This window comes from Sphingobium lactosutens DS20 (genome assembly GCF_000445105.1).
GTDB lineage: Bacteria > Pseudomonadota > Alphaproteobacteria > Sphingomonadales > Sphingomonadaceae > Sphingobium > Sphingobium lactosutens.
In genome coordinates, this window is record NZ_ATDP01000092.1 from 85959 (window position 1) to 99424 (window position 13466).

The 13466-nt window shown below is 64.5% G+C and carries 12 protein-coding genes; 7 read left to right on the forward strand and 5 right to left on the reverse strand.

Annotation, left to right across the window (positions count from 1 at the left end; translation table 11 throughout):
• The first annotated feature begins 9 nt into the window (after positions 1-9).
• Positions 10-1416 (forward strand): efflux transporter outer membrane subunit, encoded by a 1407-nt coding sequence (locus RLDS_RS42280; RefSeq protein WP_021226469.1) that lies wholly within the window; start codon positions 10-12, stop codon positions 1414-1416.
• Between the two features lie 43 nt (positions 1417-1459).
• On the opposite strand, the gene RLDS_RS42285 is transcribed toward RLDS_RS42280, so the two are convergent.
• The 4 genes from RLDS_RS42285 to RLDS_RS42295 form a co-directional block, all read right to left on the reverse strand.
• The gene (locus tag RLDS_RS42285) at positions 1460-2053 is read right to left on the reverse strand and encodes a nitroreductase family protein (RefSeq protein ID WP_031298315.1); all 594 of its coding nucleotides are present in this window, start codon (positions 2051-2053) and stop codon (positions 1460-1462) included.
• A gap of 83 nt (positions 2054-2136) precedes the next feature.
• Positions 2137-2298 (reverse strand): hypothetical protein, encoded by a 162-nt coding sequence (locus RLDS_RS56300; RefSeq protein ID WP_021226471.1) that lies wholly within the window; start codon positions 2296-2298, stop codon positions 2137-2139.
• 350 nt (positions 2299-2648) lie between these two features.
• A complete protein-coding gene (locus RLDS_RS42290; RefSeq protein WP_021226472.1) occupies positions 2649-3506 on the reverse strand; it encodes an SMP-30/gluconolactonase/LRE family protein in 858 nt (285 codons plus the stop codon).
• Entirely contained in the window at positions 3506-4654 is a 1149-nt protein-coding gene (locus RLDS_RS42295) for an aldose epimerase family protein (protein WP_021226473.1), read from the reverse strand. The genes RLDS_RS42290 and RLDS_RS42295 overlap by 1 nt, the downstream gene beginning before the upstream one ends.
• A 124-nt stretch (positions 4655-4778) precedes the next feature.
• On the opposite strand from RLDS_RS42295, the gene RLDS_RS42300 reads away from it, so the two are divergent.
• A complete protein-coding gene (locus RLDS_RS42300; protein ID WP_021226474.1) occupies positions 4779-6086 on the forward strand; it encodes a sugar MFS transporter in 1308 nt (435 codons plus the stop codon).
• Positions 6087-6174: 88 nt separating this feature from the next.
• On the opposite strand, the gene RLDS_RS42305 is transcribed toward RLDS_RS42300, so the two are convergent.
• The gene (locus tag RLDS_RS42305; protein ID WP_021226475.1) at positions 6175-6939 is read right to left on the reverse strand and encodes a FadR/GntR family transcriptional regulator; all 765 of its coding nucleotides are present in this window, start codon (positions 6937-6939) and stop codon (positions 6175-6177) included.
• A gap of 183 nt (positions 6940-7122) precedes the next feature.
• Here RLDS_RS42305 and araD1 point away from each other — a divergent pair, with 183 nt between their 5' ends.
• The 5 genes from araD1 (at position 7123) to RLDS_RS42330 (ending at position 13230) form a co-directional block, all read left to right on the forward strand.
• Positions 7123-8115 carry an AraD1 family protein gene (gene araD1, locus RLDS_RS42310; RefSeq protein WP_021226476.1) on the forward strand — a complete coding sequence of 331 codons (993 nt, stop codon included), beginning with the start codon at positions 7123-7125 and terminating at the stop codon, positions 8113-8115.
• Positions 8116-8120: 5 nt separating this feature from the next.
• Positions 8121-9047 (forward strand): Gfo/Idh/MocA family protein, encoded by a 927-nt coding sequence (locus RLDS_RS42315; RefSeq protein WP_021226477.1) that lies wholly within the window; start codon positions 8121-8123, stop codon positions 9045-9047.
• A 21-nt stretch (positions 9048-9068) separates the two neighbouring features.
• Positions 9069-10634 carry an alpha-N-arabinofuranosidase gene (locus RLDS_RS42320; protein ID WP_021226478.1) on the forward strand — a complete coding sequence of 522 codons (1566 nt, stop codon included), beginning with the start codon at positions 9069-9071 and terminating at the stop codon, positions 10632-10634.
• A gap of 93 nt (positions 10635-10727) precedes the next feature.
• Positions 10728-11768: an arabinan endo-1,5-alpha-L-arabinosidase gene (locus RLDS_RS42325; protein WP_021226479.1), complete on the forward strand. Its 1041-nt coding sequence runs from the start codon at positions 10728-10730 to the stop codon at positions 11766-11768.
• 34 nt (positions 11769-11802) lie between these two features.
• Positions 11803-13230 (forward strand): glycoside hydrolase family 43 protein, encoded by a 1428-nt coding sequence (locus tag RLDS_RS42330; protein WP_021226480.1) that lies wholly within the window; start codon positions 11803-11805, stop codon positions 13228-13230.
• Positions 13231-13466: the final 236 nt, after the last annotated feature.

Sequence of the window (13466 nt, forward strand, 5' to 3'; positions counted from 1 at the left end):
ACGTAAATCATGACAAGGACTTTCATCACCCTGCTGCTTGGCGCCAGCGCGCTGACCGCCTGCGCCGCCGGGCCGGATTATCGCCCGCCCGTAACGCGCACCAGTGCGGCCGCCCCTTTCATCGGAGCGGAGGACCCGGCGGTCGCACAAAGCCCGGCGCAGGATCATTGGTGGCGGCTCTATGACGATCCGCTGCTCGACACGCTGGTGCGGGATGCGCTGGCGGCCAATACCGACATCCGCGTCGCGGTCGCCCGGCTGGAGCGCGCCCGCGCCCAGTTGCGCGGCGCGCGATCGGACCGGCTGCCCAGCACGACGCTCAGCGGATCGCCGACCTATGGCCGCGCGTCCCAGGCTCAGACGCTGCCCGGCATGGATCGGGAAAACTGGACCATCGATATGGGACTGAACGTCGCCTATGAGGTCGATCTGTTCGGCCGGGTCAAACGGTCGATCGAGGCGGCACGCGGCGACACTGCGGCGGCCGCCGCCGATGCCGACGCCGTCCGGGTAGTAGTGGTGGCCGATACGGTGCGCGCCTATGTCGACGCCACCGCCTCGGCCGAACGGATCGCTGTTGCCCGTCAGACGGTGGATTTGCTCGACCGGTCGTTACGCATCACCCAGGCCCGCTTTGACGTCGGCCGGTCGGACCGGCTGGACGTGGTGCGGGTGACGTCGCTGCGCGATCAGCAGGCCGCGCTCATCCCGTCGCTGGAGGCCGATCGCAACGCCGCCCTGTTCCGCCTTGCCACATTGACCGGCCGCACGCCGCAGGACCTGCCGGACGCGGTGCGCGCGGCGCGGCAGACGCCCGACCTGACACAGCCAATTCCGGTCGGCGACGGCCGCGCGCTGCTGGCGCGACGGCCCGACGTCCGGGCGGCGGAGCGGCGGCTGGCGGCGGACACGGCGCGGATCGGCGTGGCGACCGCCGATCTCTATCCCCGCATCACGCTGGGCGGATCGGTCGGCACGACGGCGATTGGCGGCGGCAATCTGTTTGGCGGCGGCCCGTTGAACTGGTTGCTGGGACCGTTGATCAGCTGGGCCTTCCCCAACCAGGAGGCCAATCGCGCCCGCATCGCCGCGGCGCGCGCCGATGGCGACGCCGCGCTCGCCAGCTTCGATGGCACGGTGCTGCGCGCACTGGAGGAAACGGAAACGGCGCTATCCAATTATGCGCAAGCGCTGTCCCGGCGCGCCGCGCTCCAGACCGCGCGGGACGAAGCCGCGCGGGCGGCGCGCATCAGCACGGCGCGCCAGCGGGAGGGGCGGATCGATTTCCTGACCGTTCTCGACGCGCTGCGCACCCAAGCAGCGGCCGACGCAGACCTGGCGAGCGCGGACCGCACCGTCGCCTTCGCGCAGGTCGACCTGTTCCGTGCACTGGGCGGCGGCTGGACGGAGGGTTAAAGCCCGGAAGGCGGGGCGCACATCCCTGCCTTCCGTCCTGCCATCAGTGGCGGAAATTGCCGGCGAAGGCGAACTCCTCGATCGGTTTGCGGCCGCTCGGCATTTCGCGGGCCTGCAAATGATCGGGCAGGATGCCTTTGTCCGCCTGGCGGCCGATGGCGACGGCGGCTTCCAGGCGGAAGCGGTCGGGCACCGCGAGTTCGGTGCGGGCGCGATCGAAATCGACGCCCGCCATGGCGTGCGTGTGATAGCCCATGCGGGTCGCCTGCAACGCCAGCGCCAGCCAGGCTGCGCCCGCGTCGAAGCTGTGGCTGTGCGAGGGCTTCACCTCATCGGACCCCGGCGCTGAGGTCAACGTGTCGGACAGCACCATCATCAGCACCGACGCCTGTTTCGCCCAGACGCTGTTGCCCGGCACCAGCAAGTCCAGAAACCGCTGCCAGTCCGCGCTGTGGCGATGGGCATAAAGGAACCGCCAGGGCTGGTAATTGGAGGCGGACGGCGCCCAGCGCGCTGCGTCGAACAGCGTATCCAGATCCTCCTGCGGCATCGCCGAACCGTCAAAGGCGCGCGGCGACCAGCGCTCCAGCAACAGGGGGTCGACAGGACGGGAAACGGCGCGCGGGTCTGTTGCCATGATTTGCCTCATAAGGATGAACGTCGCGCCATCCATGCCCGGCCATCGCGCCGAAACGAAGCCCTAAATTGGCAACATAGCGTTCAGTCGACGCTTTCACCGACATGCAACGGCGCGCGCAGCACGGTGTCCGCGTCACTATCATCATCATGCGTGTCGAGCAGGATGATCGCGGGATCGCGGATCAGGGCCTGTGTCAGGCGCGTCCACCAGGATGGGGCTGCCTCTGGCTCGATATGGGTCATGGCTCTCCTTCGCGCCGACTCGTCGCGGCTTACTATCATTATGATAGAGATAAGCCGGGCAAGCAATGTTCGCCGCGCAGACAGAAATGCTTGCCCAGCAACATCGCCAAAGAGGAGATCGAGATGGAGGTAAAATCGACCCGGACAGCCTGTGGACGCGTGCAGTTCGCCAAAGGCTGTCCGGGCGCAACGTCGTCTGCCTTGGAGAGGGAAATGACAACGTTGTCCAAGCGTGATAGAGGCATTTGACCCAAATTGCAAGTCTGCTGATACGCTGTGGATGGAATGAAAAAGGGAGCGGTGGGCAATGGCCCGCCGCTCCCGATTTTCCCTTGAAATTTGCCCCTTTTTCAGCCCGCGAACAGATGCGTGGGCAAGCCCTTCACGCCGCAGTCGACTTCAAAAAAACCGCCATCATGCTCCGACGGGTCGTCTAGGCCGACCGTCGCTGAACTGACAAACATGCGATCAAGATCGCGGCCGGCGAAGCAGATATTGGTCACCTGCCGCGCCGGCAAGGCGATCGCGCGATCTAGCTGGCCCTCAGGCGTGAAGCGGCTGATCCGGCTACCGCCCCAATGCGCCACCCAGATATGTCCGTCAGCATCGACGGTCATGCCATCGGGATAGCCGTCCGCCTCTGCGAACTGGATGAAGGGTTCGCGATCCGTGGCGCCTTCCTCCGTCCGGCGGAAGCGGTACATCTGCCGGCTGGCCGTATCGCTATGATAGAGCCATTGTCCGCAGGGCGAGAAACAGGGGCCGTTGGGCACGCGATAGCCACTGTCGACGCACGTCCAGCTGCGGTCGGGCGCGAGGCGGTACAGCGCGCCGCGGTCATGCTCCTCCGCCATGTCCATCGTGCCGCACCAGATATGACCCTGCGCGTCCGCCTTGCCGTCATTCATCCGGTTACCCGGAAAATGGGGCTCGGGGTCGCCGATCGGCGTGATCGTCAGCGGATCCAGTTGGATTTCGGCAAAGCCGCTCTGGAAGCCGGCGATGAAACCGCCCGCCTGCCGTTCTGTCACCCAGCCGAGCGGCTCCGGCATGGCGACTCGGGTGACGGCCCCGTCATCGAGCGACAGGCGGTTGAGCGCCGGGGCAAGAATGTCGACCCAGTAGACGGCGTTTTCCCGCGCCGACCACAATGTCCCCTCCCCTAATATATCCGCGCCTTCCCGCGCGATCATCCGCCATTGCGGCATCAGCGCTTCACCGAGAGGCGATAGATCATCTGATGATGGTAGGGTTTGCCCGGATCGACCCGCGCCGACAGGAAGGCCGGCTTGTTCGGCGCGTCGGGGAATTTCTGCGGTTCCAGCGCGATGCCATCGCCCATGCGATAGAGATGACCGCCCTTGCCGACCAGCGTCCCGTCGAGGAAGTTGCCGGCATAAAATTGCACGCCCGGTTCGGTCGTCAGCACTTCGAGCACCCGGCCCGACACCGGGTCCTCCAGCCGCGCGGCCAATTCTGGCGTCCGGGTCGCGCCCTTGTCGAGCGCCCAATTATGGTCATAGCCCCGGCCATAGACGATCTGCTGGTCGCGACCGTCGCGAATGCCGTCAGCAACGCGGCGGGCCGTGCGGAAATCGAACACGCTGCCATCGACCGGCTTCAATTCGCCCGTCGGGATGAGGTTGGCGTCAACCGGCGTGAAGGCCTTGGCGGGGATGGTCAGCACATGACCCAGCGCGCCTTCGGGTGATCCTTCGCCCGCCAGGTTGAAGATGGCATGGTTGGTCATGTTGACGATGGTTGGCTTGTCGGTTTTGGCGTCGAAGGCGATGCCCAGATTGCCGTTTTCGTCGAGGGTATAAGTGACGGTCACGTCGAGCTTGCCGGGATAGCCCGCGTCGCCATCAGGACTTGTGAGCGCCAGCACCGCCTTGGCAGTCGGGCCGCTCTTGATCGACACGACCTTCCAGACCTGCTTGTCAAAGCCCTTGCCGCCGCCGTGAAGCGAATTGACGTCATTGTCATTGACCGGCAGCTGATAGGACGTGCCGTCCAGGCTGAACTTGCCACCAGCAATACGATTGGCGTAGCGGCCGACCGTGACGCCGAAATAATTGGGATGGTCGGCATAATCCTTGGCGTCGTCATAGCCGAGCAGCACGTCGGCGATTTGCCCATCCTTGCCCGGTGCCATCAACGACTGAAGCGTCGCGCCATAGGTCAGGATCTTTGCCGTCACGCCTTTGCCGTTGGTCAGCGTCAGTGTTTCGATGGCCGCGCCGTCGATCGTGCCGGCCGGCGCGCGGCTCGCTTCGGCGGCAAGCGCTGTTCCGCTTGCGAGGCTGAGGGCGAGCGCATATGACAACGCTGTTTTCAACGTGACGACCTTTCGCATTGGACTTCCTCCCGGTGACGTGCGCCCATTGACGGGCGGTTTCGCGGGATATACTCCGACAAAATTGGCGTGCGCAACCCTTGATCGGTCGCCCGCCGCCTGGAACTGCACTGGAGAAGGATGAATGGCAGGACCGATCTCGTCTGGCGCTGCGCCGGCCGCAACGCATAATCCCGGCACGCGCTACGGCCCCGCCCTCGCGCTGCTTGCCAGCCTCTTCTTCATGTGGGGCTTCATCACCGTCATCAACAACACGCTGCTGCCGCATCTGCGCAGCGTGTTCGATCTAAGCTACACCCAGACGACGCTGATCGAATCAGTCTGGTTCATTGCCTATTTCTTCGCCTCCATTCCGTCGGCCAAGTTGATCGAACGGGTGGGCTATCAAAAGTCGATGGTGATCGGCTTGCTCATCATGGCGGCGGGCGCGCTGGGCATGACACTGGCGGCGTCTATCCCATCCTATGGTGTGACGCTGGTCATGCTGTTCGTGATCGCCAGCGGCATCACGCTGTTGCAGGTCGCGGCCAACCCCTATGTCGCGGTCGTCGGCAAGCCGGAAACCGCCTCCTCGCGCCTCAACCTTGTGCAGGCGATGAATTCGGCGGGCACGATGCTGGCGCCGATGTTCGGGGCCTATCTGATCCTGGGCCGGTCAAAGGGGGGCACCGCGCAGGGCGAGGTTGTCCTCACCCAGGCCGAGCGGCTGGCCGATGCGCAGTCGGTCATCCTGCCTTATGTGCTGGTGGCGATCGTGCTGACCGTGCTGGCCGTGGTGATTGCCCGCTTTCCCCTGCCCGCCATGGGCAATGCGACGCAGCGCCACAACAAGGAAGAGCGCAAGAAGCATTCGCTGTGGAAGCACCGCAACCTGGTGTTCGGCATTCCCGCGATCTTCATCTACCTGATCGCGGAAATCGGGGTTGCCAACCTGTTCATCAACTTCGTCAGCCAGCCGCAGATCGCCAACCTGACGCATGAGCAGGCCGGCAACTATCTGACCTTCCTCTGGGGCGGCATGATGGTCGGCCGCTTCGCCGGCTCCGCGATCATGCAGCGCTTTGATGCCGGCCATGTCCTGGCCGCCTTCTCGATCGGCGCGTTCATCGTGATGCTGGTTACCGTCTTCACCACCGGCCCCATCGCCATGTGGTCGCTGATCCTGGTTGGCCTGTTCCACTCCATCATGTTCCCGACCATCTTCACGCTCGGTATCAAGGGGCTGGGTCCCCTGACCGAGGAAGGATCGGGCCTGCTCATCATGGCGATTGCCGGCGGTGCGCTGGTGGTGGTGCAGGGTTGGCTGGCCGACCATTATGGCCTGCAGACCAGCTTCCTGCTGACCGCAGCCTGCGAACTCTATGTACTCTTTTATGCGCTGTGGGGGTCAAAAACGACCAACGCGCTGCCGGACCAGCAAATCGAGGCGTAACGAGCCGAGGGGTCGCACCATCGGACAGGAAAAAGGGCCGGCGCGAGGACTATGCGCCGGCCCTTTTTTCGTCCCGCTTTCTGCGCTTCTATCGCTCCATCGCGCTGGCCGTGTCTTCCAGCGCGAGATCGACGAGCACGCCCATCGCCTCTGCCGCGGCCTGCGGGTCGCCCGCGACGATGGCATCATAGACGCGGACATGGTCGGGAATGGGATTGCGCGGCAGGGCGCGGGCGCGCTGCTTGAACTGGGTGGTCCAGTTGACCGCCGCACCGATGCTGGCGGTCAGCACCAGCAACGCATCGTTACGCGTCGCATTGAGGATCGCATTGTGAAAATCCCGGTCGGCCGCGCGCCCCGCCTCGGTCGCCAGCGTATGACGACGCATCGCGGCAAGCGCCTCCTTCATGAGCTTGAGGTCATCCTTGTCACGCCGCTGCGCCGCCAGCCGTGCCGCGGCCGGTTCGACGATGGCGCGCAATTCGAACAGGTCGCGCACGAACTGAATGTCCGGCTCCCCAGCAAAGGCCCAGGCGAGGACATCGGGGTCCAGCAGGTTCCAGCGCGTGCGCGGCAGGACGCGCGTGCCCGCCTTGGGCCGGCTTTCCACCAGCCCCTTGGCAGTCAGCACCTGAATCGCCTCACGATAGGCGCTGCGCGACACTTCCAGTTCTTCGGCGAAGGCGACTTCGCCAGACAGCGTATCTCCGGGCTGATACTGCCCTGACAAGATCGCCGTGCCCAGCTTGTGGGCGATCGCGCCGTGCAGCCGTCGACCCGGCCCTCGCGTCGCCCGGTCCCTGCCGTTGCCAACCGCCTCTTCCGCTTGCAACGACGGACTTTGCTTCACCATTCGGGCTCCTCCCACCTCGATCCTTTGAGGCATAGTTTGCTGTAAAATACAATCATTGCCTTTGCCATCGCCTTGCAATATGTCGGAGTAATTCAGTTTCATTGCGCGGGCGGCGTTGCGTCGCTCGGGCAGCAGCTATTTGGTCGGGACCAGCGCCGGCAGGGCGCGCGGGAGGAGAGCTTCATGTCATTGCGTCTGTTGCAGCATCGTTCGGATTCGGGCGAGCGCGCCGTCATCGCGGCGCAAGGTGATACCGCCTGTTTCGTTCCGGGCTTCACCAGCATTCGCGCACTGGCGCTCCACGCGATCGCCCAGGGAATCGACCTGGCGCAGGCGGTGGCGAATGCCGGTCAGGGCAGTGCGATCGACATTTCGGCGGAATATGAAGCAGGGCGCCTGCTGGCTCCGATCGACCATGACGACGGCGCGCATGTGCTGATGACCGGAACCGGCCTTACCCATCTCGGATCGGCCGAAGGTCGCGACAAGATGCACCGGGAAGCGGCCGCAGCGGAAAAGCAGACCGATTCCATGCGCATGTTCCTGGAAGGACTGGAAGGCGGAAAGCCGGCGGCCGGCGAGGTCGGGCAACAGCCCGAATGGTTCTACAAGGGCGACGGGTCGCAACTGGTCGATCCCGGCGCGCCCTTCACCATGCCCGCCTTTGCCCAGGATGGTGGCGAGGAACCGGAACTGGCCGGCATCTACCTGATCGGCGAAGACGGCACGCCCTATCGATTGGGGCTGGCGCTCGCCAATGAGTTTTCCGACCATGTCACCGAACGGCATAATTATCTCTGGCTTGCCCATAGCAAGCTGCGCCAGGCCTCGCTGGGTCCGGAATTGCTGGTCGGCGCGCCACCCGAACATATCGAAGGATCAAGCCGCATCCTGCGCGATGGCGAGGTGATCTGGGAAAAGCCCTTCCTTTCGGGCGAAGGCAATATGTCGCACAACTTTGCCAATCTGGAACATCATCACTTCAAATATGACCTGTTCCGCCGGGCTGGTGACGTCCATGTCCATTTCTTCGGCACCGCCACCCTGTCCTTCAGCGATGGCGTGACCTGCCAGGAAGGCGACGTGTTCGAAATCCTCGCCGCGCCCTTCACGCTGCCCGTTCGCAACGCGCTCACGCGCGCTGCACCTGTCCAGGTCGCCGTCAAGACGCTCTGATCCCCATGGACCCGATCCGCATCGCCATCGTCGGCATCGGCAAGATCGCGCGCGACCAGCATGTGCCGGCGATCCGGGGAAATGGCGCGTTCAGCCTGGCCGCGACCGTCAGCCCGCATGATGCGGGCCTGCCCGGCGTGCCCCATCACGCCAGCCTGGACGCCTTGCTGGCACAGGGGCCGGCGGTGGATGCGGTCGCGCTCTGCACCCCGCCGCAGGTCCGCTATGATCTGGCCGCGCAGGCGCTGGGTCGCGGCGCGCATGTGTTCCTCGAAAAGCCGCCCGGCGCCACGCTCGCTGAAGTGGAAGCGCTGAAGACCCAGGCCGACAAGGTCGGCGCCACATTGTTCGCCGCCTGGCACAGCCGCTTTGCCGCCGGCGTCGCCCCCGCGCGCGCCTGGCTGGCCGAGCGTCGCATCGACAAGGTTTCGATCATCTGGCGGGAGGATGTGCGCGTCTGGCATCCGGGGCAGGCATGGATCTGGCAGCCGGGCGGGCTCGGCGTTTTCGATCCGGGCATCAACGCCCTCTCCATCGTCACCCATATCCTGCCGCGCCCCTTCTTCCTAAAGGACGCGACATTGGTGCTGCCGGAAAACCGCGCCGCCCCGATCGCGGCCGATCTGGTCTTTCGCGACACGGCCGGCGCGCCGATTCATATGGATCTGGACTGGCGGCAGACCGGCCCGCAAAGCTGGGACATCGTGGTGGAAACCGACGCCGGCACGCTCCGCCTCAGCCAAGGCGGCGCGGTGCTGACCCTGCCCACCGGCACCGAACATGGCGACGATATCGAATATGCCGGACTCTATAGCCGATTCGCCACGTTGATCCGGGGCGGCCGCAGCGACGTCGATACAGCGCCGCTCCGCCTCGTCGCCGACGCTTTCCTGCGCGGCCGCCGCGAAACCACCGACCCTTTTCACGACTGATTGCAACAGGAGAGGACCGACATGATCAGTTATTTGCGCCGCGCGACCGCCGCGCTGCTACTGGCGACCAGCGCGCTGGCGGCCTCGGCCGTCGCCGACACCGACGGCACGCCGACCAGCGCGACCATCCACGCCGACACGCCCGGCCCGGTCTATGACCGGCGGATCTTCACCCAATTTGCCGAACATCTTGGCAATGGCATCTATGGCGGCCTGTGGGTCGGCAATGACAAATCCATCCCCAACACCAACGGCTTTCGCAACGACGTCGTCGCGGCACTGCGAAACCTGTCCGTTCCCGTCATCCGCTGGCCCGGCGGCTGTTTCGCCGACGAATATCACTGGCGCGAAGGCGTCGGTCCCAAGGCGAAGCGCCCGGTCAAGGTCAACACCCATTGGGGCGGCGTGACCGAACCCAACAGCGTGGGCACCGACGAATTTTTCGAACTGCTGCGCCAGGTCGGCGCGGAAGCCTATGTCGCGGGCAATGTCGGCAACGGCACGCCGCAGGAAATGGCCGAGTGGGTCGAATATATGACCGCGCCCGCCGGCACCCTGGCGGATGAGCGCGCGAAGAATGGGCACAAGCAACCCTATGCTGTGCCCTATTTCGGCATCGGTAACGAACTATGGGGCTGCGGCGGCAATATGCGCGCCGAATATGCCGCCGACGTGACACGCCGCTACGCCACCTTCATCAAGGCTCCGCGCGACACGAAAATCCTCAAAATCGCGGCCGGCGCCAATTCCGACGATTATAGCTGGACCGAAACCATGATGCGGGTTGCGGGCGATCAGCTGGACGCCCTGTCGCTGCATTACTACACCCTGCCCCAGGGCGGCTGGCCCCCCAAGGCCGATCCGGTCAATTTCGGCGAAGCCGAATGGGCCGATACGCTGGCCAAAGCCGTCCATATCGACGAGCTTATCACCAAGCATGTCGCGATCATGGACAAATATGATCCCAAGAAGCGCGTCTTCCTGGCTGTCGACGAATGGGGCACCTGGTATGCGCAGGACCCCGGCACCCATCCCGGCTTCCTGCGGCAGCAAAATACGCTGCGCGACGCGCTGGTCGCATCGGTCCATCTCGACATCTTCGCCAAACATGCCGACCGCGTGCGCATGACCGCCATCGCCCAGATGGTGAACGTGCTTCAGGCGATGATCCTGACCGACGGCAACAAGATGGTGCTCACCCCCACCTATCATGTGTTTGAAATGTACAAGCCCTGGCAGGACGCGACCGTGCTGCCGATCGAGCTTGACACGCCCTGGTATGGCAAGGGGCAGTTCACCATGCCGGCGGTGAGCGGTTCGGCGGTGCGCGGCAAGGACGGCAGGGTGCATGTGGGCCTGTCCAACCTGGACCCCAATCAGCCCAACACTGTCACCGTCAAGCTGGATGGCCTCAACGCGGCAACCGTGTCCGGCCGCATCCTGACGGCGTCGGCGATGAATGCGCACAACAGCTTCGATGCACCCGAAGCCATCAAGCCCGCCCCCTTCACCGGGGCGCAGGTCAGCGGCGGGACGCTCAGCGTCACCCTGCCGCCCAAGTCGGTCGTGGTGCTCGACCTGCAATGACAGTTTGGAGCGGGCGGAGGGTGGAATCGCCGCCCGCTCCATCCCTTTCCGGCCAGTGCCGTGAGCACGCCGGCTACCAATGGAGAGGTCACTATGACCCGACGGATCATCTCTGCCTTGACCGGCATTGCCCTGGTCGCAGCCGCGCTGCCCGCCGTGGCGCAACAGCCGGCGGCGCAGCCCGCCCAGGCGTCGCTCAACAGCCGCCTGGCAGGCGATCTGGTCCCCACCCATGACCCGGTCATCATCCGCGAAGGCGACACCTATCATGTATTCAGCACGGGCCATGGCAAGCGCCTGATCGAAACGCGTATGTCGACGGACTTAGTAAACTGGGAGGCCGGCGATCCCGTTTTCACCGCCCTGCCAGCCTGGGCCAGCGAGGCGATCCCCGGCAGCAACGGCATGTGGGCGCCCGACATCAGCTTCGTCGATGGCCGCTACCGGCTCTATTATTCCGTTTCCACCTTTGGTTCCAACCGCTCGGCGATCGGCCTGGCTACGTCAAAGACGCTGGACCGCGCCTCACCAGATTATGGATGGCGCGACGAGGGCATGGTGGTCATGTCGACCAAGGACGATGACTATAACGCCATCGACCCCAATTTCATCATCGACCGGGATGGCCGCCATTGGCTGACGCTGGGCAGTTTCTGGGGTGGCATCAAGCTGTTCGAACTGGACCCGGCGACCGGCAAGCCCATGGACCCGAAGGCCACGCCCATCAGCATTGCCCGCCGCCCGGCGCCGGCCGGCGGCCCCGCCCCGGTGGAGGCTCCCTTCATCATTGACCATGGCGGCTATTACTGGCTGATGGTCAGCTATGATTATTGCTGCAAGGGCGTGAACAGCACCTATTACACGGTCATCGGCCGATCGAAGACAATCACCGGCCCCTATCTGGGCAAGGATGGCAGCAAGCTGATGGAAGGGGGCGGCACCATCTTCCTGCGCGCCGACTTGCAGGAACAGCAGCGCTGGCGCGGCCCCGGACATGCCGGCTGGCTGCATGACGAGGACGGCAGAGACTATGTCGTCTATCACGCCTATGACAAGCAGGCCGATGGCGCGCCGACGCTCCGCATAGCGCCGGTGACATGGGGGGCTGACGGCTGGCCCGTGGCGCAATATTGATCCTTATTAGTCTGACTTAACTGGAGAGTTCCTGATGTCTTTCGCCCTGTCCCGTCGCGGCTTCATCGGCAGCGCTGCTGCCCTGTCGGCCGCTCCGGCCGTGGTGCGCGCGGCCAAGGCCGACGCGGGAGCGCCCGTGCCGGTCAATCCGCTGGTCAAGAACCGCGCAGATGCGCAGATCTTCCGCCACGAGGACGGCTATTATTACATGACCGGCTCGGTTCCCGAATATGACCGGTTGGTGCTGCGCCGCTCAAAGACGATCGCAGGCCTCGCTACCGCCAAGGAAGCGGTGCTGTGGCGGCATGAGGCCAACGGGCCACGCTCCGGCTTCCTCTGGGCGCCAGAACTGCAACAGATTGACGGCGTCTGGTATATGTATTTCGCCGCTGGCCCAAGCGGCGGCGGGGACGATGTATTCCGCATCCGCACCTATGCCGTGGTATGCGACGGGGCCGACCCCATGACCGGCAAATGGCGCGTCTTGGGCGAATTGCAGACGCCGTGGGACAGCTTCAATCTCGATTCCACGATCTTCGTGCACAAGGGCGTGCGCTACATGGCCTGGGCGCAGCGCGAACCCGGCATCGACACCAATTCCAATCTCTATATCGCGCCGATGAAGACGCCGCTGACGTTCAGTGCGCAGCCCGCGCGGCTCACCGTCCCGACGCTCGACTGGGAAGTGCGCGGGTACAAGGTCGCCGAAGCGCCTGCCATCCTTCATCGCAACGGCCGCCTGTTCATGACCTATTCGGCCAGCGCGACCGATGCGCGCTACTGCCTGGGGCTGCTGAGCGCCGACGAAAATGCCGATCTGATGGACCCCAAAAGCTGGACCAAGTCCAAGCAACCGGTGTTCGTCACCAACGCCCAGACCAGCGTCTACGGGCCCGGCCATAACAGCTTCACGGTCGACGAACAGGGCCGCGACATATTGGTCTATCACGGCCGCGACTATGAGGCGATCAAGGGCGATCCCCTGTTCAACCCGGACCGCCACACCCGTGTCCAGCGCCTCTATTACACAGCCGACGGTACGCCCGACTTCGGCGTTCCGGTCGGCAACGGCCCCCTGCCCGAACGATTCGTGTCCGCCGCCAATCCAGCCGCCCTGCTGGCGCATGACGGCGCGCGACTGGTCGGCGGCAACCCCTCATTGGCGCAGACGCAGTTTCGCCAGACGAAGGGTCGCGCGGGGAAGGACAGCGTCATGCTCTCGCCCATCCTGATGCCCGACCATTATCTGGTCGCCGGCAAGGACGGCACCGTCACCTTGCAGCCAGACAGCAAAAGTGCGGACTTTTCGCTGCGCAGCCAGTTTGTGCGGCTGGAGGAAAAGGGGCAGGGATTGCTGCGGTTCGCCGCCGTCGCCGCTCCGGGCAAGGCCATCGGGATGGTCGACGGGCGGGTTGTGCTGGTGGGAAGTCGCGACAGCGGCGCCTATTGGCGGGCGGATTGACGCCCGACAAAGTCTGACAAAATGATGGTCCTAAGGGCTGGCGACTCATCCGTGTCGCTTGCCCTTTCTTGTCCATTTCTGCGACCCATGGGGCCGACCGTTCCCAAAAAATGCAGCATATATGTCACAACCCGGGCTTGAGTTGCGCGGCCGACCAACTTTCCGCTTGCGCTCCATTTGTCGGAGCAATAATTAGTCGGAGTAATTGAAGCTCAGGCATGGCGTATGCGCCAGCC